The sequence below is a fragment of the Tepidimonas sp. HKU78 genome, assembly GCF_049860815.1.
Taxonomy (GTDB): domain Bacteria; phylum Pseudomonadota; class Gammaproteobacteria; order Burkholderiales; family Burkholderiaceae_C; genus Tepidimonas.
The window spans coordinates 1564627-1583511 of the sequence record NZ_CP187547.1; the positions used below are offsets into that span (position 1 = coordinate 1564627).

21 protein-coding genes are annotated in these 18885 nt (G+C 68.3%); 15 read left to right on the forward strand and 6 right to left on the reverse strand.

Translation table 11 applies throughout. The features are described from left to right. Positions 1–67: 67 nt before the first annotated feature. From serS to ACPYIS_RS07885, 6 genes are read left to right on the forward strand one after another with little or no spacing between them, the layout of a single operon-like run. Positions 68–1396, forward strand: coding sequence for a serine--tRNA ligase (serS, locus tag ACPYIS_RS07860; RefSeq protein WP_424859609.1), 1329 nt, complete (start codon positions 68–70; stop codon positions 1394–1396). A gap of 13 nt (positions 1397–1409) precedes the next feature. Further along, positions 1410–1970 (forward strand): sigma-70 family RNA polymerase sigma factor, encoded by a 561-nt coding sequence (locus ACPYIS_RS07865; RefSeq protein WP_299018316.1) that lies wholly within the window; start codon positions 1410–1412, stop codon positions 1968–1970. A 37-nt stretch (positions 1971–2007) separates the two neighbouring features. Continuing rightward, a complete protein-coding gene (locus tag ACPYIS_RS07870) occupies positions 2008–3063 on the forward strand; it encodes a permease (RefSeq protein ID WP_424859608.1) in 1056 nt (351 codons plus the stop codon). A gap of 39 nt (positions 3064–3102) precedes the next feature. After that, the gene (locus ACPYIS_RS07875; RefSeq protein WP_425973468.1) at positions 3103–4041 is read left to right on the forward strand and encodes an MBL fold metallo-hydrolase; all 939 of its coding nucleotides are present in this window, start codon (positions 3103–3105) and stop codon (positions 4039–4041) included. Positions 4042–4046: 5 nt separating this feature from the next. Continuing rightward, on the forward strand, positions 4047–4283 hold the full coding sequence (locus tag ACPYIS_RS07880; RefSeq protein WP_299021476.1) for a thioredoxin family protein: 237 nt from the start codon (positions 4047–4049) through the stop codon (positions 4281–4283). 12 nt (positions 4284–4295) lie between these two features. Further along, entirely contained in the window at positions 4296–4553 is a 258-nt protein-coding gene (locus ACPYIS_RS07885) for a DUF2789 domain-containing protein (protein WP_299021473.1), read from the forward strand. A 23-nt stretch (positions 4554–4576) separates the two neighbouring features. On the opposite strand, the gene ACPYIS_RS07890 is transcribed toward ACPYIS_RS07885, so the two are convergent. Genes ACPYIS_RS07890 through ACPYIS_RS07900 form a run of 3 tightly spaced genes read right to left on the reverse strand, consistent with a single transcriptional unit; the run spans position 4577 to position 7865 of the window. After that, the gene (locus ACPYIS_RS07890; protein WP_424859607.1) at positions 4577–5722 is read right to left on the reverse strand and encodes a S1C family serine protease; all 1146 of its coding nucleotides are present in this window, start codon (positions 5720–5722) and stop codon (positions 4577–4579) included. Continuing rightward, a complete protein-coding gene (gloA, locus tag ACPYIS_RS07895; protein WP_424894773.1) occupies positions 5719–6105 on the reverse strand; it encodes a lactoylglutathione lyase in 387 nt (128 codons plus the stop codon). Before gloA ends, ACPYIS_RS07890 begins: the two co-directional genes overlap by 4 nt. Before the next feature lie 29 nt (positions 6106–6134). After that, on the reverse strand, positions 6135–7865 hold the full coding sequence (locus tag ACPYIS_RS07900) for a DEAD/DEAH box helicase (protein ID WP_424859605.1): 1731 nt from the start codon (positions 7863–7865) through the stop codon (positions 6135–6137). Positions 7866–8184: 319 nt separating this feature from the next. Between ACPYIS_RS07900 and ettA the strand changes: the two genes are divergently transcribed. From ettA to ACPYIS_RS07915, 3 genes are read left to right on the forward strand one after another with little or no spacing between them, the layout of a single operon-like run. Beyond that, on the forward strand, positions 8185–9849 hold the full coding sequence (gene ettA / locus ACPYIS_RS07905; RefSeq protein ID WP_314226665.1) for an energy-dependent translational throttle protein EttA: 1665 nt from the start codon (positions 8185–8187) through the stop codon (positions 9847–9849). Between the two features lie 2 nt (positions 9850–9851). Beyond that, positions 9852–10439: a DUF1415 domain-containing protein gene (locus ACPYIS_RS07910; protein ID WP_424894772.1), complete on the forward strand. Its 588-nt coding sequence runs from the start codon at positions 9852–9854 to the stop codon at positions 10437–10439. Between the two features lie 36 nt (positions 10440–10475). Beyond that, positions 10476–11189: a helix-turn-helix domain-containing protein gene (locus ACPYIS_RS07915; protein WP_424859603.1), complete on the forward strand. Its 714-nt coding sequence runs from the start codon at positions 10476–10478 to the stop codon at positions 11187–11189. Between the two features lie 15 nt (positions 11190–11204). Here the strand turns inward: ACPYIS_RS07915 and ACPYIS_RS07920 are convergent, their stop codons facing one another. Further along, positions 11205–11696, reverse strand: coding sequence for a YqaA family protein (locus tag ACPYIS_RS07920; RefSeq protein ID WP_424859602.1), 492 nt, complete (start codon positions 11694–11696; stop codon positions 11205–11207). A gap of 100 nt (positions 11697–11796) precedes the next feature. Here ACPYIS_RS07920 and dusB point away from each other — a divergent pair, with 100 nt between their 5' ends. From dusB to purH, 3 genes are read left to right on the forward strand one after another with little or no spacing between them, the layout of a single operon-like run. After that, positions 11797–12810 carry a tRNA dihydrouridine synthase DusB gene (dusB, locus tag ACPYIS_RS07925; RefSeq protein WP_424894771.1) on the forward strand — a complete coding sequence of 338 codons (1014 nt, stop codon included), beginning with the start codon at positions 11797–11799 and terminating at the stop codon, positions 12808–12810. Further along, on the forward strand, positions 12807–13046 hold the full coding sequence (locus ACPYIS_RS07930) for a helix-turn-helix domain-containing protein (RefSeq protein WP_424859601.1): 240 nt from the start codon (positions 12807–12809) through the stop codon (positions 13044–13046). Before dusB ends, ACPYIS_RS07930 begins: the two co-directional genes overlap by 4 nt. Positions 13047–13099: 53 nt before the next feature. Then, positions 13100–14686 carry a bifunctional phosphoribosylaminoimidazolecarboxamide formyltransferase/IMP cyclohydrolase gene (gene purH, locus ACPYIS_RS07935; RefSeq protein ID WP_299018574.1) on the forward strand — a complete coding sequence of 529 codons (1587 nt, stop codon included), beginning with the start codon at positions 13100–13102 and terminating at the stop codon, positions 14684–14686. A gap of 46 nt (positions 14687–14732) precedes the next feature. Here purH and ACPYIS_RS07940 read toward each other — a convergent pair whose 3' ends face one another. Together ACPYIS_RS07940 and ACPYIS_RS07945 are read right to left on the reverse strand one after the other, a co-directional pair. Continuing rightward, the gene (locus ACPYIS_RS07940; protein ID WP_424859600.1) at positions 14733–15518 is read right to left on the reverse strand and encodes an SAM-dependent methyltransferase; all 786 of its coding nucleotides are present in this window, start codon (positions 15516–15518) and stop codon (positions 14733–14735) included. A gap of 8 nt (positions 15519–15526) precedes the next feature. Continuing rightward, positions 15527–16123: a Maf family nucleotide pyrophosphatase gene (locus tag ACPYIS_RS07945; RefSeq protein ID WP_424859599.1), complete on the reverse strand. Its 597-nt coding sequence runs from the start codon at positions 16121–16123 to the stop codon at positions 15527–15529. Positions 16124–16189: 66 nt separating this feature from the next. Here ACPYIS_RS07945 and ACPYIS_RS07950 point away from each other — a divergent pair, with 66 nt between their 5' ends. From ACPYIS_RS07950 to ACPYIS_RS07960, 3 genes are read left to right on the forward strand one after another with little or no spacing between them, the layout of a single operon-like run. Continuing rightward, positions 16190–16558: a Rieske (2Fe-2S) protein gene (locus ACPYIS_RS07950; protein WP_424859598.1), complete on the forward strand. Its 369-nt coding sequence runs from the start codon at positions 16190–16192 to the stop codon at positions 16556–16558. A 36-nt stretch (positions 16559–16594) separates the two neighbouring features. Continuing rightward, complete coding sequence (locus tag ACPYIS_RS07955; protein ID WP_424859597.1) at positions 16595–17602, forward strand: S49 family peptidase; 1008 nt, start codon at positions 16595–16597, stop codon at positions 17600–17602. 14 nt (positions 17603–17616) lie between these two features. Then, a complete protein-coding gene (locus ACPYIS_RS07960; protein WP_424860129.1) occupies positions 17617–18846 on the forward strand; it encodes an FAD-dependent monooxygenase in 1230 nt (409 codons plus the stop codon). Positions 18847–18885: the final 39 nt, after the last annotated feature.

The following is an 18885-nucleotide window of genomic DNA, read 5'->3' on the forward strand; positions in this document are numbered from 1 at the left end:
TTCTCCCTATGTCGGTGCATGGGTCGTGGACATGTTAGCGCAACGCCCCGCCTACAATTGCGCCACCATGCTCGATATCGCCACCCTGCGCCGCGACCTCGACGCCGTCGTCGCGCGGCTCGAAACCCGCAAATCCCCGCAACCCTACCTGGACGTCGCCGCCTTCACCGCACTAGAGCACGAGCGCAAAGCGCTGCAAGTGCGTACCGAGGAGCTGCAGGCGCGCCGCAACAGTCTGTCCAAGCAAATCGGCCAGCTTAAAGGCCGCGGCCAGCACGCCGAGGCCGAGGCCGCGATGGCCGAGGTGAGTGCCATCAAGGGCGAGCTGGAAGCATCGGCCGCGCGGCTGGAGCAGATTCAGGCCGAGCTGCAAGCGCTGCTGCTGGCGGTGCCGAACCTGCCGCAGCCCGAGGTGCCCGTGGGCCCTGACGAAAGCGGCAACGTGGAGCTGCGCCGCTGGAGCCCGACGGGCGGGCTGGGGGGCGATCCGGCGCCACTGCCGTTTGAGCCGCGTGACCACGTGGCGCTGGGGGAGCCGCTGGGGCTGGATTTCGAGACGGCGGTCAAACTCAGCGGTGCGCGCTTTGCGGTGCTGCGTGGCCCCATCGCCCGGCTGCATCGGGCGCTGGCGCAGTTCATGCTGGACGTGCAAACCACCGAGCACGGCTACACCGAGTGCTACACGCCCTACATCGTCAACGCCGAGACGCTGCGCGGCACGGGCCAGCTGCCCAAGTTCGAGGCCGACCTGTTTGCCGCGAAGAAGGGCGGCGCGGAAGGGGCAGACGACGGGGCGATGTACCTGATCCCCACCAGCGAGGTGACGTTGACCAACTTCGTGCGCGACACCATCCTGGCCGAGGATGACCTGCCCATCAAGCTGACGGCGCACACGCCGTGCTTCCGCTCCGAGGCGGGGGCGGCCGGGCGCGACACGCGCGGGCTGATCCGGCAGCACCAGTTCGACAAGGTGGAGATGGTGCAGATCGTGCACCCGCAGCACAGCCACGCCGCGCTGGAGGCGATGACGGCGCATGCCGAAGCCATCCTACAACGGCTGGGGCTGCCCTACCGCGTGGTGCTGCTGTGCACGGGCGACATGGGGTTTGGCGCCGCGCGCACGCATGACCTGGAGGTATGGCTGCCGGCGCAGGGTACGTACCGCGAAATCAGCTCGGTGAGCAACTGTGAAGCGTTTCAGGCCCGGCGGCTGCAGGCGCGCTTTCGCAACGCGCAGGGCAAGACCGAGTTGGTGCACACGCTCAACGGCTCTGGGCTCGCGGTGGGTCGGGCGCTGGTGGCGGTGCTGGAGAATTATCAAAACGCCGACGGCTCCATCACCGTGCCCGAGGCGTTGCGCCCCTACCTGGGCGGGCTGGAACGCCTGGCCCCCTGAAGGCGCGGGCACCATGCCTACCCTGCTCGCCGCGTGGGCGCGTCATGAGGGCGAGTTGCGCCGCTGGCTAGCGGCGCGCTGGCCGCTGGCGTCCGAGGTGGACGATTTGTTGCAGGAAGTGTTCCTCAAGGCATGGCGACATGCCGACGGCTTCGAGCGGATCGCGCAACCCCGTGCCTGGTTTTATGAAGTTGCGCGCAATACGTTGACCGACCGCTTGCGTACCTTGCGTACGCACGAGCCGCTGCCTGTCGATATAGACGCTGTGCCTGAGCCCGACGCCGCGGTGGATCCCGTCGATCTGTTGGCGCAGACCTGTCTGCCGCGTGTGCTGGCCGAGCTCGATCCGCAGGACCGCCAAGCCATCGAGCTGTGTGACCTGCAGGGCATCAGCCAGCGCGAGTTGGCCGAGCGCCTGGGCCTGTCGTTGCCAGCGGCCAAGTCGCGCGTGCAGCGTGCCCGGCAGCGGCTGCGTGCCCGGATGGTGGCCGCTTGCCAGGTGGTGCTCGATGCCGAAGGGCATGTGCAGGATTTCGTGCCCCGCGACACGCGGGCGAGCGACGGCCGGTGTTGATGTGCATCCTTTTGGCAGAAGTTTCGTCTTCTGGGGTATGAATACATCCATCGTCGCAACCCGTATTTCGCAGTGGCCCACCCGGCATCCGGTGGTGTTCGTGGTGCTGGCGGCGCTCGCTTGGTGGGTAGGCTACCGGATGCTGGTGCCGGCCTCAGAGGCGCTGGTGGCGGCGCTGCCGCTGGATGCGCACAGCCACCTGGGGCGCTCGCTGCAGTTTTTCTTTTACGACACGCCCAAGGTGTTGCTGCTGCTAACCGGGGTGGTGTTCGTGATGGGCATCGTCAATACCTACTTCACGCCGGAGCGCACGCGCGCGCTGCTGGCCGGGCGCGCCCCCGGGGTGGCCAACGTACTGGCGTCGGCGCTGGGGGTGGTCACGCCGTTTTGTTCCTGTTCGTCGGTGCCGCTGTTCATTGGCTTCGTGCAGGCGCGCGTGCCGCTGGGGGTGACGTTTTCGTTTTTGGTCACGGCACCCATGGTGGACACGGTCGCGCTGACGTTGCTGTGGTCGCTGTTTGGCTGGCAGATCGCGGCGGTGTATTTGGCGTTTGGTATGCTGCTGGGCGTGGTGTCGGGCTTGATCATTGGCGCACTGGGGCTGGAGCGCTACTTGGAAGACTGGGTGCGTGACATGCCCTCGGTCTCGGCGGAGGTGGCGCTGGAGTCGCTGACCTGGGCCGAGCGGGTGGCGGCTGGTCTGGAGGCGGTGCGCACCGTGGTGGGCAAAGTCTGGCCCTACGTGGTGGTGGGCATCGGGGTGGGGGCGGGCATCCACGGCTATGTGCCGCAGGACTGGCTGGCCAGCTTCATGGGGCGCGACGCGGCGTGGTGGTCGGTGCCGGCGGCGGTGCTGCTGGGGGTGCCGATGTACGCCAACACCGCTGGCATTTTGCCGGTGATCGAGGCGCTGACGGCCAAGGGGGCCGCCATGGGCACGGCACTGGCGTTCATGATGAGCGTGGTGGCGCTGTCGCTGCCCGAGATGATCATCTTGCGCAAGGTGCTCAAGCCGCGGCTCATCGCCACCTTCGTGGCCATCGTGGCCGCTGGCATACTGGCGGTGGGCTATTTGCTCAACGCGATTTTGTGACCCTTGGCTTCGGGCTCTGTACAGCGACAGGAGACGGCAATGGGATCGGTGATTCGGCGCGGATGGCTGGCCCTGGTGGCCCTGGTGGCCGCTTGGGCAGCAGGGGCGGCGCAGGCGGTGGAAGTGCGCTTCGAACCCGTGGCCCCCAACGTTTACGCCTACATCGGCGATCTGGAAGGGCGCACCTACGACAACGAGGCCCTCAACGCCAACTTGGGCCTGGTCGTCACGCCGGTCGGGGCCGTGCTCATCGACAGCGGCCCGACCGCCCAGGTGGCGCGCAAGATCGAGGCGGCCGTGCGCGCGGTGACGCCGCAGCCCATTCGCTGGGTCATCAATACGGGGGGGCAAGACCACCGCTGGCTGGGCAACGGATATTTTCGTGAGCGCGGCGCCGAGATCATCGCCCACCGCAGCGCCGAGGCCGACATGAAAGCGCGCGCCCCGGAGCATCTGGCGGCCCTGCGCCCGGTGCTCAAAGAACGCCTGGACGGTACCGAGCCCGTACTGCCCACGCGTTGGTTGACCGAACCGGATACTCGGCTGGAGCTGGGCGGCACGGTGATCGAACTCAAGCACCGCGGCGGCGGGCACACCCCGGGCGATCTGCTGGTGTGGCTGCCGCAGACGCGTGTGCTGTTCAGTGGCGACGTGGTGTACGTCGATCGTATCCTCGGCCTGCACCCGGTCAGCCGCACCAAGGCGTGGTTGGAGAGTTTTGCCGTCATCGATGCGCTGCAGCCGGCGATCATCGTGCCCGGGCATGGCCGCGTCACCGATCTGGCCACCGCGCAGCGGGATACGCGCGACCTGCTGCGTGCCCTGCGCGCGCACGCGGCCAAGGCGTTGGAAGCGGGGGTGGACATCGGGGAGGCCGTACGGCGCTTCGACGCCCGGCCGTTCATGTATCTGAAGCACGCGGAGGTCTGGCTGCCGCAGCTGGTCAATCGCACCTATCTGGAAGTGGAACAGGACTAAACGCCATGAAACACGTCAAAGTGCTCGGCAGTGGATGCGCGAATTGCCGCACCACGGTGGCCTTGATCGAGCAGGTCGCGCAAGCCAAGGGTGTGCCGATCCAGCTGGAGAAGGTGGAAGACATGCAGGCCATCGCCAGCCACGGGGTGATGCGCACGCCCGGCGTCGTCATCGATGGGCAGGTGGTGCATGCTGGGGGGGTCCCCAGCCGAGACAAGATCGAGCAATGGTTTGCGGCCTGATGAGGGAGTCCGATGGAGCCTCCGATTCACCGTTTTCATGAGCTGTTTGCCCAGCTCGGGCTGCCCAACAGCGCCCACGACATCGAGCGCTTCATCCAGACCCATGCCCCGCTGCCGATGCACGTGCCGCTGCCAGAGGCGCCGTTTTGGACGCCCGCGCAGGCCAGTTTTTTGCGCGAAGCGCTGCAAGCCGACGCCGATTGGGTGGAACTGGTCGAGCAGCTCGATGCCGCCTTGCGGGCCAAACCCGCTGCTGCGCAGGGGGCTTAGCCGCAAGGGCCGCGGCGCGTGCGTCAGACCCCGGGTTGCAAGGTGACGGCGACCTCGCGGATGTCTTCGCCACGGCGCAGCGTCACGCGCACGGTATCGCCGACGCGGTAGTCATCTAGACGCGCCAGCAGTTGCGCGACACTGGTCACCGGCTTGCCCTCCACGGCCACGATGACGTCACCGGGCACCAAGCCCTCGGCGCTGCGCGTGACGCCGCGCAGGCCGGCCTTGTCGGCCGCCGAGCCCGGGGTCACCCGCAGCACGAACACGCCTTCAATGCCGGTAAGCGCGCTCAAGCGCTCGTTGAGCGCTTCGTCGGCTTCGATGCCCAGCGCGGGCCGCACGTAGCGGCCGGTTTTGATGAGTTGCGGCACCACGCGCATCACCGTGTCCACGGGTACCGCAAAGCCGATGCCGGCCGATGCGCCCGATGGGCTGTAGATGGCGGTGTTGATGCCGATGAGGCGGCCCGCCGAGTCCAGCAGTGGACCGCCCGAGTTGCCAGGGTTGATGGCGGCGTCGGTCTGGATCAGGTGCTCGATGGGCGGGCCGCCGCGCTCGTTGGGCAGCGAGCGGTCCAACGCCGAGACGATGCCGGTTGTCAGCGTCCAGTCCAGCCCGAACGGATTGCCGATGGCAAACACCTTTTGTCCTACCTTGAGGTCGTGGCTGGTGCCGATGGGCACCGGCGGTGGGCGCTTGAACCCCACGCCGATGCGCAGCACCGCAATGTCGTGCGCGGGCGAGGCGCCCACGAGCGCGGCAGGATAGTCGCGTCCATCGGCCAGTTTGACCGTGGCCTGCGAGGCTCCTTCGATGACGTGGAAGTTGGTCACCACGTGGCCCGCGTCGTCCCAAATGAAGCCAGAGCCGGTGCCGCGCGGGACGGTAAAGACATTGCGCGTCCACACGTCCAACACCCGCTGCGCGGTGGAGATGTAGACCACCGAGTCGCGCGACTTCTCGAACAGCTCGATCGTGGCCCGCTCATCGGCCGCCAGATCGCCGCGGGGCGTGACGGTGCGCGGGGTGCCGTCGCGCGGCGCCCACCACGACTCGACCAGCGGCAAGGCATGCCAGAGCACCATCAGGGCGGCAATGCTGGCCGTGATGAGCAACCAGCGGCCGACGAAGCCCGGGCCGCGGCGGGGCTGGGGGGAGGGAATCATGGGCGTTGAATCAGCTCGATCTTGTAGCCGTCAGGATCGGTGACGAAGGCGATGATCGTCGATCCCCCTTTGACGGGGCCGGGTTCGCGGGTGATGGTACCACCCGCGGCGCGGATGCGCTCACAGGCCGCTGCCACGTCGGGCACGCCGATGGCGATGTGGCCATAGGCGGTGCCCATTTCGTAGGATTCGACCCCCCAGTTGTAGGTGAGCTCGATTTCGGCCTGCCCGGGGTTGCCTCCGTCGTAGCCCAAGAATGCGAGGGTGTACTTGTACTCTGGGTTGTCCGACATGCGCAGCAGCTGCATGCCCAGTACCCGGGTGTAGAAGTCGATCGAGCGCTGCAGGTTGCCGACCCGCAGCATGGTGTGCAGGATGCGCATGTTCGTATCCGTCTCAGCGTTGCATGGGGTTACTGGATGCGGCCAAAGCTGGTGCGCAGCGGGTCGATGCCGCCACCCCCACCCTTGCCGCCACCGCCGCGGTTTTTGTTGCGGTTGCGCCGCCCGCGGTCGTTGAGCGCGTCGATGCCGGTGCGCAGCGGGTCGGGCTGGCGTGCCGGGGCGGGGCCTTGTGGGGGTTTGCGGCCCCCCTGCGGCGCTTGGCCGGCGCGGCCGTCGCGCGGCGCGCGGCTTGGGCCCTGGCCGGCGCCGTCTGGGCGGGGCTGACCCGGTTGTCCGCTGGCAGCGCCCGTGCCCTTGCCCTTGGCGCGGCGGCGCCGGTTGCGGTTGCGCCGCGCCTCGGGGTCGATACGGGTGCGCGCTTCGCCGTCGGCGGCCGGTTCGGCGCCCTCGTCATCGGCGTCGGTTGCGTCCTCGGCGTCGGGCGAGGGGGCCGCTCCCTTGGCTGCCGGGCTGGCCTTGCGGCTGCGCAGGCGCTCGAGCATCTCGCGCCGCGCTGCCTTGGCAGCGGCTGCCATCACCTCGCGGCTGGGCGGGCGGCCCGCGCCGCCCCACAGTACCTGGCGGCCCATGGCGATCGGCTGTGCCTGCTCGTCCGGCTCCGGCATGAACTCGGGCAGCGCCTGCACCGGAATCTGCTGACCCGTAAAGCGCTCGATGGCCATCATCCAACCCTCTTCGTCGAGGCTGACGAAGCTCAGCGCCTCGCCCTCGGCGCCAGCGCGGCCGGTGCGGCCGATGCGGTGCACGTAGTCCTCGGGGATGTTGGGAATGTCGTAGTTGATGACGTGCGGCAGATCCTCGATATCGATGCCGCGCGCCGCAATGTCGGTGGCCACCAGCACGCGCAACTGGCCGCTCTTGAAGCCCTCCAGCGCCTGCGTGCGCGCCGTCTGGCTCTTGTTGCCGTGCAGCGCCATGGCGCTGATGCCGTTGTCGTTGAGGAATTGCGCCACCTGGTTGGCGCCGAACTTGGTGCGCGTAAACACCAGCACCTGCGACCAGCCGTTGCCCTCCAGCAGGTGCTTGAGCAGCGCCATTTTTTTGTCGCGGCCCACCGGGTAGATGGTCTGGCGGATGCGCTGCACCGTGGTGTTGGGCGGCGTGACCTGGATGAGCTTCGGTGCACGCAGCAGCCCTTCGGCCAGTGCCTTGATCTCGTCGCTGAAGGTGGCCGAAAACAACAGGCTTTGCTTGGCCTGCGGCAGCAGTGCCAGCACTTTGCGCACGTCGTGGATGAAGCCCATGTCGAGCATGCGGTCCGCCTCATCGAGAACGAGGATTTCCACTTTCGACAGGTCCAGGTGGCCTTGCTCGACCAGGTCGAGCAGGCGCCCCGGCGTGGCCACCAGCACATCCACTCCTTTGGAGAGCTTTTCGATCTGGGGGTTGAGTCCAACACCGCCGAAGACGACGGCCGACTTGAGCTTGAGGTGTTTACCGTAGGCCTTGACCGATTCTTCGACCTGGGCTGCGAGCTCGCGGGTGGGTGTGAGCACCAACGCGCGGATCGGGCGGGGCTGGCCGCGTTTGGGCGGCTCGCCGCGCGTGGCCAGCAGGTGCAACATGGGCAGCGTGAACGCGGCGGTCTTGCCAGTACCGGTTTGGGCACCGGCCAGCAGGTCGTGCCCGGCCAGGACGGCGGGGATGGCTTCGGCCTGAATGGGGGTGGGCGTCTCGTAGCCCTGCTCGCGCACGGCCTCGACGATGGCCGGCAGCAGTTGGAGTTCTTCGAATGTCATGTGAAGTGTCGGGCGCCCATGCCGGGGCGCGCGGCATCGGCCCTCGCCGCTTGCCGGCGGCACCCCGGTGGGTGCGTCGCGCGGATTGGGCGGCTCAGTCAGGGGCAGATGGGGTCAAAGGGTGAGCCGAGGGTGCCGACGACGGTGCAAAGACCTGACGGCGTGCCCGTGGGCCCGGGCATCCATGCCGATCGGGACACGACTGCTGGACCCGATCAACCGCGATTGTGGCATAACTGGGATAATCGCAAGGAACCCGGGCCGCGTACCCGGGACATTTTTTTCACGATCCGTTGCTTTTTTCTCGAGGGGTGCCCCGATGGCCCAGTATGTGTTTACGATGAACCGCGTCTCCAAGACCGTGCCGCCCAAGCGGCAGATCTTGAAAGACATCTCGCTGAGTTTCTTCCCTGGCGCCAAGATCGGCGTGCTCGGCCTCAACGGTGCGGGCAAGTCCACGCTGCTCAAGATCATGGCGGGTGTGGACAAGGACTTCGAGGGCGAGGCGGTGCCGATGCCCGGTATCAAGATCGGCTATCTGCCGCAAGAGCCGCAGCTTGACCCCGAACAGACCGTGCGCCAGGCGGTGGAAGAGGGCATCGGCGGCGCACTGGCGGCCAAGAAGCGCCTGGAGGAGGTGTACGCCGCCTACGCCGACCCGGACGCGGACTTCGACAAGCTGGCGGCCGAGCAGGCCGAGCTGGAGGCCATCATCGCCGCAGCGGGCAGCGAGAATACCGACCTGCAACTGGAGCTGGCCGCCGACGCGCTCAACCTGCCGCCGTGGGATGCGCTGATCAAAAACCTCTCCGGCGGCGAAAAGCGCCGCGTGGCGCTGTGCCGCCTGCTGCTGTCCAAGCCCGACATGCTGCTGCTGGACGAGCCCACCAACCACCTGGATGCCGAGAGCGTGCACTGGCTGGAGCAATTCTTGCAGCGCTTCCCCGGCACCGTGGTAGCCATCACCCACGACCGCTACTTCCTGGACAACGCGGCGGAGTGGATCCTGGAGCTCGACCGCGGCATGGGTATCCCGTACAAGGGCAACTACTCGCAGTGGCTGGAGCAGAAGGAGCGCCGCCTGGAGCAAGAGCAAAAGGCCGAAGACGCCCGCCGCAAGGCGATGAAGGAGGAGCTCAAGTGGGTGCGCTCCAACGCCAAGGGGCGGCAGGCCAAGAGCAAGGCGCGCCTGCAGCGCTTCGAGGAACTGAGCGACTATGAATACCAAAAGCGCAACGAGACCAACGAGATCTTCATCCCCGTGGCCGAGCGCCTGGGCTCGCAGGTCATCGAGTTTCGCAACGTCAGCAAGTCGTTCGGCAATCGCTTGCTCATCGATAACCTGAGCTTTTCCGTCCCGGCGGGGGCCATCGTCGGCATCATCGGGCCCAACGGCGCGGGCAAATCGACCCTGTTTCGCATGATCCAGGGCGTGGAAAAGCCCGACAGCGGCGAGATCATCATCGGTCAGACCGCCAAGCTGGCGTTCGTCGACCAAAGCCGCGACTCGCTCGACGGTGACAAGACGGTGTGGGAAGACGTCTCGGGCGGGCTCGACAACATCGTGGTGGGCAAATTCGTCATGCCCAGCCGCGCCTACCTGGGGCGCTTCAACTTCAAGGGTAACGACCAGCAAAAGCTGGTCAAAAACCTCTCCGGTGGCGAGCGCGGCCGTTTGCACCTGGCCAAGACGCTGGCCAAGGGCGGCAACGTGCTGCTGCTGGACGAGCCCTCCAACGATCTGGATGTCGAAACCCTGCGCGCGCTGGAGGAGGCGCTGCTGGAGTTTGCGGGCAGTGCGCTCGTCATCAGCCACGACCGCTGGTTCCTGGACCGGATTTGTACCCACATCCTGGCCTACGAGGGCGACAGCCAGTGGTATTTCTTCGACGGCAACTTCACCGAGTACGAGGCCGACAAGGTGCGCCGCCTGGGCGAAGAGGGCGCGCGGCCCAAGCGCGTGCGCTTCAAGTCGCTGGCGTGACCATGACGACGACTCCTCACGCCACGCCCGCAGCAGCCCCCGCCCCCGACGTGGCGGCGGTGGAGGCGGACATGCGCCGCTGGGTCGAGCGCGCCGTCATCGGCCTGAACCTGTGCCCGTTCGCCAAGGCGGTGTGGGTGAAAAACCAGGTGCGCATCGCGGTCAGCCAGGCGCGGCACCTGGACGCGTTTCTGGACGATCTGGACGCCGAGCTGCTGCGCCTGCGCGACACGCCGCCGGAGGTGCTGGACACCACGCTGCTGGTGCACCCGACCTTGTTTCCGGACTTTTTCGTCTTCAACGACTTCTTGGACGTGGTGGACCGTGTGATCGCCGAGCACGACTTGGAGGGTGTGATCCAGGTCGCGCCGTTCCATCCGGACTTCGTGTTCGACGGGGTGGAGCCCGACGACATCACCAACGCCACCAACCGCGCCCCTTACGCCACGCTGCACCTGTTGCGGGAGGACAGCGTGGCGCGGGCGGTGGCCTCGGGCGAGCCGGCCGAGGCGATCGTCGCCCGCAATCTGGAAACGCTGCGGCAACTGGGGGCGCAAGGCTGGCGCCGCCTGCTCGACGCGCCGCAGTGACGCAAAAAAGCGAATGCCTGCTAATATTGCGTCAAAATGACGACAGTGAAACCCGAAAAGCCGCCGATCGAACCACCGCCCGACACCGAGTCGTACTACACGACGCTCGAGGTAGCCCGTATGCTGGGCATGGCGGTGCGGTCGGTGCAGCTCATGGTCGATCGCGGTGACCTGCAGGCGTGGAAGACACCAGGCGGGCATCGCCGCATCACCGGCGCATCGTTGCAGCGCTGGCTGGCCAACAGCGGCGCCGGGCTCATACCGCCAGCGGCGACGCGGGCGGCGCGGCCGCGCCGCAGTGGCGCCCGCGGGCAGCGCTCACCCCGCATTTTGCTCATCGAAGACTCGTCGCATTCTCAGCAGTTGGTGCGGCTGCTGGTGCGGCAACGCTTTCCGCGCGCGGAGCTGCACATCGCGGGCGATGGCATCGCGGGGTTGGTGTCGTTCGGGCAATTGCGGCCCGATTTGCTCATCGTGGACATCCTGCTGCCCGGCATCGACGGTGCCTCCATGGTCATGGGGCTGCGCCAGCACGAGCTCTGTGGTAGTTGTGGGCTGATCGTGCTGACGGCGCTGGACGAAGCCGACCGGCGCGACTACGCGCACGCGCTGCAGGACGTGCCCGTGGTGCACAAGCCAAACCTGGTGCGTGAACTGCCGCCACTGATCGAGCGCCTGCTGGGGCAGCGGTTTCCCGATGTGGTCGAGTCCTCCGCCGGGCAAGTAGGGGACACGGTCAGGAAGCGCTGACGCGGGGGGGCGTCGTCAACCGGCCAGCCCCGACCAGTCGGCGGGAATCAGCCACAGCAGCCCTGCCGTCATGAGGGTGTAGCGCAGAAATTTGCCGATGGCCATGTAGACCACGCACGGCAGCAGCGGAAACTTGAGCCAGCCCGCCACCGCGCACAGCGGGTCGCCCACCACGGGCAGCCAGCTCAGCAGACAGGCCTTCGGCCCGAAGCGCTCCAGCCAGTCCAGCGCGCGCAGGTGGGTGGGGGAGCCGCGGGCGCGGTCGATGGCGGCGTGCGCGCCGTAGCCCATCGCCCACGAGACCACGCCGCCGAGCGTGTTGCCGATGGTGGCCACCAGCACGGCAGGCCAAAACAGGTCCGGGTTGAGCTTGACGAGCCCGAACACCGCGGGCTCCGACCCCATGGGCAGCAGCGTCGCCGACACGAACGCGACCACGAACACGGTGGTCAGGCCCACTTCGGGCAGGGCGAGCGTGTGCAGCAGCGAGGTGATCCAGGCGTCCATGGTCGCGGATGATGACGGGCGCCCGCAGTATAGGGGGTGGGGCATGGGCTGGTTACAATCGCGCAGATTTCCCTTCCCCAACCTCCCCCGTGTCTTTGCCATGACCGCCGGCCCCGCGATCGGCCCCTATGTGCTGCCCAACCGGCTGTTCGTCGCGCCCATGGCGGGTGTGACGGACCGGCCCTTTCGGCGTTTGTGCAAGCGGCTGGGGGCGGGTTATGCGGTCAGCGAGATGATCACGTCGCGCCCCGAATTGCGCGATAGCCTCAAGACCGCCCGGCGCGCCAACCACGAGGGTGAGGTGGGACCGATCGCGGTGCAAATCGCGGGCACCGACCCCGAGATGATGGCCGAGGCGGCGCGATACAACATCGACCGTGGCGCGCAGATCATCGACATCAACATGGGCTGCCCGGCCAAGAAGGTGTGCAACCGCTGGGCGGGCTCGGCGCTGATGCAGGACGAGGCGCGCGCGCTGGCGATCATCGAGGCGGTGGTGGCCGCGTGTGAGCCGCACGGCGTGCCCGTGACACTGAAGATGCGCACCGGCTGGTGTGCGCAGGTCAAGAACGCCCCCGTGCTGGCGCGCGCGGCCGAAAGCGCTGGCGTGCGGCTGCTGACCATCCACGGCCGCACGCGCGAGCAAGGCTATCGCGGCCAGGCCGAACACGAGACGGTGGCGGCCATCAAGGCCAGCGTGCGCATTCCGGTGGTGGCCAACGGCGACATCGACAGCCCCCAGGCCGCCGAGCGCGTGCTGCGCACGACTGGGGTGGACGCGGTGATGATCGGCCGGGCGGCGCAGGGCCGGCCGTGGCTGTTTCGCGACATCGGCCACTACTTGGCGACCGGCCGCCTGCCCGCGCCGCCCACACGCGCCGAGTTGCGCACCTGGATGCTCGAGCACCTGCATGACCACTACGACCTGTACGGCGAACACAGCGGGGTGCGCAGCGCGCGCAAGCATTTGCTGTGGTACCTGCGCTCGCTGGGCGGGTCGGCGATGGCGCAGCAGCGTCTGCGCGACGCGGTGCTGACCGCCGAGACCTGCGCGGCGCAGCTGGCGGCGGTGCAGGGCTTCTTCGACGATTTCGACCTTCCGTTGGCCGCATGAACCCCCCGGCGCTGCCCGACTGTGTACGGGCCAATCTCGAGGCGTACTTTGCCGACCTGGGCGACACCGAACCCGCCAATTTGCACGACATGCTCGTGCGCGCGGTGGAAAAGCCCCTGCTCGAGATGGTGATGGCCCGTGCGCGCGGCAACCAGTCGCGGGCCGCGCAGTGGCTGGGCCTCAACCGCAACACGCTGCGCAAAAAATTGCTCGAGCATGGTCTGCTCGGCGACTGACATTCGTTTTGCCCTTCTCCCAACGGCCGCCATCCCCTCAAGGACCCCCGACGATGAAAGCCCTGATTTCCGTTTCCGACAAGACCGGCGTGCTGGACCTGGCGCGCGAGCTGCACGCGCTGGGCGTGACGCTGATTTCCACTGGTGGCACGGCACGCCTGTTGGCCGACGCCGGCCTGCCCGTGACCGAGGTGGCCGAGGTCACGGGCTTTCCCGAGATGCTCGACGGCCGGGTCAAGACGCTGCACCCGGTCATCCACGGCGGCCTGCTGGCGCGGCGCGACGTGCCCGCGCACATGGCGGCGCTGCAGCAGCACGGTATCGACACCATCGACTTGCTGGTGGTCAACCTGTATCCGTTCGAGGCCACCGTGGCGCGCGACGGCTGCACGCTGGGCGACGCGATCGAAAACATCGACATCGGCGGCCCGGCCATGGTGCGCTCGGCGGCCAAGAACTGGCGCGACGTGGCCGTGCTGACCGACCCGGCACAGTACCCCGTGGTGCTGGCCGAACTCAAGGACGCGGGCCGCGTCAGCGACGCGACGCGGCTGCAACTGGCCATCGCCGCGTTCAACCGTATCGCCCAGTACGACGCGGCGATCAGCCAATACCTGTCGGCGCTGGATTTGTCAGCGGGCGTGCCGGCGGCCGACGCGGTGCCGGCGCGCCACGCGTTTCCAGGTCAGTTCAACGCCTGCTGGACCAAGCTGCAAGACCTGCGCTACGGCGAAAACCCCCATCAGCAGGCCGCCTTCTACCGCGACCCCGACGCGCCGGCCGGGTCGCTGGTCAGTGCGCAGCAGTTGCAGGGCAAAGAGCTCTCCTACAACAACATCGCCGACGCCGATGCGGCGTGGGAGTGTGTCAAGGGGTTTGCGGCGCCCGCGTGCGTGATCATCAAGCACGCCAACCCGTGTGGCGTGGCGCTTGGCACCACGCCGCTGGAGGCGTACCGCAAGGCGTTCCAGACCGACCCGACGAGTGCGTTCGGCGGCATCATCGCCTTCAACCGTGCCCTGGACGGTGAGGCGGCACAGGCGGTGGCGCAGCAGTTCGTCGAGGTGCTGATCGCGCCCGATTTCACGCCCGAGGCGCTGGCGGTGTTTCGTCCCAAGGCGAATGTGCGGCTGCTGCGCATCGCGCTGCCGGCGGACGCGGCCACGACTCGCAACCGCTGGCATTTGCAGCGCGTCGGCGGTGGCGTGCTGGTGCAGACGGCCGATCACCACGTGCTGCGTGCGTCGGACCTTAAAGTGGTCACCGAGCGCCGGCCCACGCCCGAGCAGCTACAGGATCTGTTGTTTGCGTGGTCGGTGGCGCAGTACGTCAAGAGCAACGCCATCGTCTTTTGCAAGGACGGCATGACGATGGGCGTGGGCGCGGGCCAGATGAGCCGGCTCGACTCCGCCCGCATCGCCAGCATCAAGGCGCAGGCGGCCGGCCTGAGCCTGCAGGGCACGGCGGTGGCGAGCGACGCCTTTTTCCCGTTCCGCGACGGGCTGGACGTGGTGGTCGACGCCGGGGCCACGTGCATCATCCAGCCGGGCGGGTCGGTGCGCGACCAAGAGGTGATCGACGCCGCCAACGAGCGCGGCGTGGCCATGGTCTTCACGGGCGTGCGGCACTTCCGGCACTGACCGGGCCCCGGCGGCGGTACCGTGGCGCCGCCGGGGTGGCGGCGCGTCAGGTGCCGAGCACGAACACCGCAGGCAGGTGCAGCGGCAGTGCGGGCGGCTGGCGGCGCCAGTCGGCCACGCGGGCGGCGTGTACGGCCTGGGTCGGCAGTCCCAGTCCGCACGCCAGTGCCAGCCGGGTGTCGGGCCGCAGCCCCTGCAACGCGGCCTGCAGCAATGCGGCGTTGCGGTAGGGGGTCTCGATGAACACTTGGGTCTGTCGCAGGCGGTGGGCGGTGGCTTCCAGCTCGCGCAGGCGTGCGGCGCGCTCGGCAGCGCCTTGGGGCAGATAGCCGACGAAGGCGAAATGCTGGCCCTGGCAGCCGCTGGCAGCCAGGGCCAGCATCAGCGATACGGGGCCGGTCAGCGGCACCACCGGTATCCCCAGTGCGTGGGCGGCGCGCACGATGGCGGTGCCCGGGTCGGCGATGGCGGGCATGCCGGCTTCGCTGACCAAGCCCAAGGCGTGGCCCTGCTGCGCGGGCGCGAGCAGCGCACGCGCCTGTGCGTCGGCGCCGGCCACAGGGTCGCCGTGCTTGTGCCAATCGCGCGGCAGCTGGGCGATGTGTTGTTGCTGCAGCGGCACGGCCAGCGGTCGCACCCCCTGTACGCGTTTCAGAAACGCGCGCGCGCTCTTGGCGTTCTCGGCGATCCAGTGCGTCAGCCCGGCGGCGATGTCGATCGTCGCCGCCGGCAGCGCATCGCGCAGATCCAACGCGGTGTCGCAGCCGAAATCCAGCGGCGTCGGCACCAGGTACAGCGTGCCGGGGGCCACCGCGGTGCCCGAAGGTGGCATGGGCGTGCTCATGGCAGCGTCAACCCCGCGCCGCGCAGCAGGCGCGCGGTGCGAATCAGCGGCAGGCCCACCAGGGCCGTGGGGTCGTCGCTGACGATAGCGTCGAGCAGTGCGATGCCCAGTCCTTCGCTTTTGGCGCTGCCGGCGCAGTCGTAGGGACGCTCGGCGAGCAGGTAGCGCTCGATCTCGTCGTCGCTGAGGTCGCGAAAGCGCACCTGTACCGCGGCATCGTCCTGCGCCGCGTAGCCGGTGGCGATGCAGACCACGGCCAGCGCGGTGTGAAAGACCACGGTGCGCCCGCGCATGGCGCGCAGTTGGGCAACGGCGCGCTCGTGCGTACCGGGCTTGCCCAGTGCCACGCCATCCAGGTCGGCCACCTGGTCACTGCCGATGACGATGGCCTGCGGGTGGCGCCGCGCGACCGCGTCGGCTTTGGCATGCGCGAGCCGACGCGCGAGGGTGGCCGGGGCTTCGCAGGGCAGCGGCGTTTCGTCCACGTGGGGCGCGGCGGTGTCGAAAGGCAGCTGCAGGCGCTCGAGCAGCGCGCGCCGGTACGGCGAAGTCGAGCCGAGGATCAACGGACGGGGCAAGGTTGGCGATGACATCCTATGATTGTCGCTGTTGGCGAGGGGTGGTGCGCGCGGCGGCGAGGACAAGAGGAGCGGGGTGACATGGAGGCGTCGGAAGACAAGGATGCGGCGGCCATGCCGTGGCATGCGCTGTGCTACTCGGCCGATTTGATCGACGGCGGCGATGCGGTGCCGTTCGACGTCCGCTATCGCGGGCAGACCTGCCGCGCGTTTGCGATCCGCTTCCAGGGTCGGGTGTACGCCTACCTCAACCGCTGCAGCCACGTTGCCATGGAGATGGACTGGATGCCCAACCGCTTCTTCGACCTCACGCGCCAGTATCTGGTGTGTGGTGCGCACGGGGCGCTGTTCGATCCGCGCACCGGGCGCTGCGTCGGTGGCCCTGGGCGCGGGCCGCTGGTGTCGATTCGCGTCCAGGAACGCGACGGGGTGGTGTTTTGGCAGTCATAATACGATCTTCAACCGGTCGTTTTTTGAACCCCCACCATGGCATCTACCGAGACCCCACCGCCCGCCGACACCACTGCGCCGCCACCGCCGGCCACGACGCCGGCCGCGCCCGATGCGCCTGGCTGGGAGCGGGCGGTGATCGAGAAGCTGGCACTTGCGACGCTGCAAGAGCAGCGTGCTGCGCGCCGCTGGCGCAATTTTTGGCGTTCGGTCTGGCTGCTGCTGGCGGGCGTCGTGGTTTGGTTACTGTACCGCGACGTCGTGCCGTCGCCGCCCACTGCTGCCCCGCACACGGCGATGATCGAGGTGCGTGGCGCCATTAGTGCGGAGTCGGAAACCAATGCCGCCAATATCGTCGCGGCGCTGCGTTCTGCGTTCGAAGACCCGGGGGCCAAGGCCGTGGTGCTGTTGATCGACTCACCCGGCGGCAGCCCGGTGCAGGCGGGCATCATCAACGACGAGATCTGGCGCCTGAAGGAAAAGCACGGCAAGCCCGTCTACGCCGTGGTCGAAGAGACCTGCGCCTCGGCGGCCTACTACATCGCCGTGGCTGCTGACCGCATCTATGTGGACAAGGCCAGTCTGGTGGGCAGCATCGGCGTGCTGATGGACGGGTTTGGGTTTACCGGGCTGATGGACAAGCTGGGCGTGGAGCGGCGCCTGCTGACCGCAGGCGAGAACAAAGGGTTTCTCGACCCTTTTAGCCCCCAGACGGAGCGCCACCGCGCGCACGCGCAGCAAATGCTCGACGACATCCACCAGCAGTTCATCGAGGTGGTGCGCAAGGGGCGCGGTGATCGCCTGAAAGAAATACCCGAGATGTTCAGCGGCCTGGTCTGGACGGGGCAGCGCGCGCGTGAGCTGGGTCTGGCTGACGATCTGGGTAATTTGGACTATGTGGCACGCGAGGTCGTGCAGGCCGAAGAGATCGTCGACTATACCCAGCGCGAGAGCATTGCGCAGCGGCTCGCGCGGCGGTTCGGGACCGGCGCGGTCGAGGGGGCGTGGCGCATCGCGCGTTCGGCCTGGCCGACACTGCGCTGAGTTCGGGGCGGCGCGTGCAGGAGCGGGTCGTCATCGTCGGGGGGGGTATGGCCGGGCTGGGCGCGGCCTTGGCATGCGCGCGCGCGCGGCCCGAGATGTCGATCGACTTGTTCGAACGGGCGCCAGAGTTTTCCGAGGTGGGGGCGGGCATCCAACTCGGCCCCAACGCCGTGCGCGTGTTGCACGACTGGGGTTTGCAGCAGCCGCTGGAGGCGGTGGCGGCGTTTCCCTCCGAGCTGCGCGTGCGCGCGGCCGTCGATGGCCGGGTGCTGGGCCGTTTGGCCTTGGGTGAAGCGATGCGGCAGCGTTATGGCGCGCCCTATGCGACCATCCACCGCGCCGACTTGCACCGGCTGCTGCTGCAGGCCCTGCTGGAGACGACCACGGTGGCGTTGCACACGGGGCAGGCCGTCATCGGTCACCAGACGGACTCCGACGGGGTGGCGATCACCACCGCCAGCGGTGCCCGCTGGCATGCCGACGCCCTGCTGGCGGCGGATGGGGTGTGGAGCGCCATTCGCACCCGGCTGCTGGGCGATGGCCGCGCGGCGTTCAGCGGCCATCTGGCCTACCGAGGTATGGTGCGCCGGGAGGATTTGCCGGCCGCCTTGCGCACACCGCAAGTCGTGGCCTGGCTTGGGGCCTGCATGCATGCCGTGCACTACCCCGTGCGCGCCGGTGAGTGGCTCAATGTCGTGGTGGTGGTCGAAGGCCCGTTGCCCCCGGCCGACGTCGAAGGCTGGGACCACGAAGCGCGCGTGGCCGAGCTGCGCCAGCGTGTGGGCCGCACGCACGAAGATTTGGACGCTGTGTTGAGGGCGGTGCCCGGCTGGCGCCTGTGGCCGCTGCACGTGCGCGCGCCAATGCGGGGGCCGCACGAGCATGCCCAGGGACGGGTGGCGCTGCTGGGCGACGCCGCGCATCCGACGCGGCCCTATCTGGCCCAGGGTGCGGCGATGGCACTGGAAGACGCGTGGGCGCTGGGGCGGCTGTTGGCGGCACAGTCCCGCACGGCGGTCGCGGACTGGCCCGTCTTGCTGGCTCGCTGGGCGCAGGGGCGCTGGGCGCGCAACGCCCGCGTGCAAGCCCGCTCGCGGCGCAATGGGACGGTCTTCCACGCCCGCGGGGCCCTGCGTTGGGCACGCGATGCGGCCCTGGCGTTGCTTGGCGAGCGGGCGCTCGACCAGCCGTGGTTGTATGGTGGGGCACCGGATCCACTGGCGGAGGCCGTCATCCGTGCGTGAAAGGCGCAGCGTTTGGCATGATGACGGCGCCGCCGCATG

Coding starts and splice junctions, on each gene's coding strand:
- serS (WP_424859609.1), top strand. CDS start 68: ATGCTCGATATCGCCACCCTGCGCCGCGACCTCGACGCCGTCGTCGCG.
- ACPYIS_RS07865 (WP_299018316.1), top strand. CDS start 1,410: ATGCCTACCCTGCTCGCCGCGTGGGCGCGTCATGAGGGCGAGTTGCGC.
- ACPYIS_RS07870 (WP_424859608.1), top strand. CDS start 2,008: ATGAATACATCCATCGTCGCAACCCGTATTTCGCAGTGGCCCACCCGG.
- ACPYIS_RS07875 (WP_425973468.1), top strand. CDS start 3,103: ATGGGATCGGTGATTCGGCGCGGATGGCTGGCCCTGGTGGCCCTGGTG.
- ACPYIS_RS07880 (WP_299021476.1), top strand. CDS start 4,047: ATGAAACACGTCAAAGTGCTCGGCAGTGGATGCGCGAATTGCCGCACC.
- ACPYIS_RS07885 (WP_299021473.1), top strand. CDS start 4,296: ATGGAGCCTCCGATTCACCGTTTTCATGAGCTGTTTGCCCAGCTCGGG.
- ACPYIS_RS07890 (WP_424859607.1), bottom strand. CDS start 5,722: ATGATTCCCTCCCCCCAGCCCCGCCGCGGCCCGGGCTTCGTCGGCCGC.
- gloA (WP_424894773.1), bottom strand. CDS start 6,105: ATGCGCATCCTGCACACCATGCTGCGGGTCGGCAACCTGCAGCGCTCG.
- ACPYIS_RS07900 (WP_424859605.1), bottom strand. CDS start 7,865: ATGACATTCGAAGAACTCCAACTGCTGCCGGCCATCGTCGAGGCCGTG.
- ettA (WP_314226665.1), top strand. CDS start 8,185: ATGGCCCAGTATGTGTTTACGATGAACCGCGTCTCCAAGACCGTGCCG.
- ACPYIS_RS07910 (WP_424894772.1), top strand. CDS start 9,852: ATGACGACGACTCCTCACGCCACGCCCGCAGCAGCCCCCGCCCCCGAC.
- ACPYIS_RS07915 (WP_424859603.1), top strand. CDS start 10,476: ATGACGACAGTGAAACCCGAAAAGCCGCCGATCGAACCACCGCCCGAC.
- ACPYIS_RS07920 (WP_424859602.1), bottom strand. CDS start 11,696: ATGGACGCCTGGATCACCTCGCTGCTGCACACGCTCGCCCTGCCCGAA.
- dusB (WP_424894771.1), top strand. CDS start 11,797: ATGACCGCCGGCCCCGCGATCGGCCCCTATGTGCTGCCCAACCGGCTG.
- ACPYIS_RS07930 (WP_424859601.1), top strand. CDS start 12,807: ATGAACCCCCCGGCGCTGCCCGACTGTGTACGGGCCAATCTCGAGGCG.
- purH (WP_299018574.1), top strand. CDS start 13,100: ATGAAAGCCCTGATTTCCGTTTCCGACAAGACCGGCGTGCTGGACCTG.
- ACPYIS_RS07940 (WP_424859600.1), bottom strand. CDS start 15,518: ATGCCACCTTCGGGCACCGCGGTGGCCCCCGGCACGCTGTACCTGGTG.
- ACPYIS_RS07945 (WP_424859599.1), bottom strand. CDS start 16,123: ATGTCATCGCCAACCTTGCCCCGTCCGTTGATCCTCGGCTCGACTTCG.
- ACPYIS_RS07950 (WP_424859598.1), top strand. CDS start 16,190: ATGGAGGCGTCGGAAGACAAGGATGCGGCGGCCATGCCGTGGCATGCG.
- ACPYIS_RS07955 (WP_424859597.1), top strand. CDS start 16,595: ATGGCATCTACCGAGACCCCACCGCCCGCCGACACCACTGCGCCGCCA.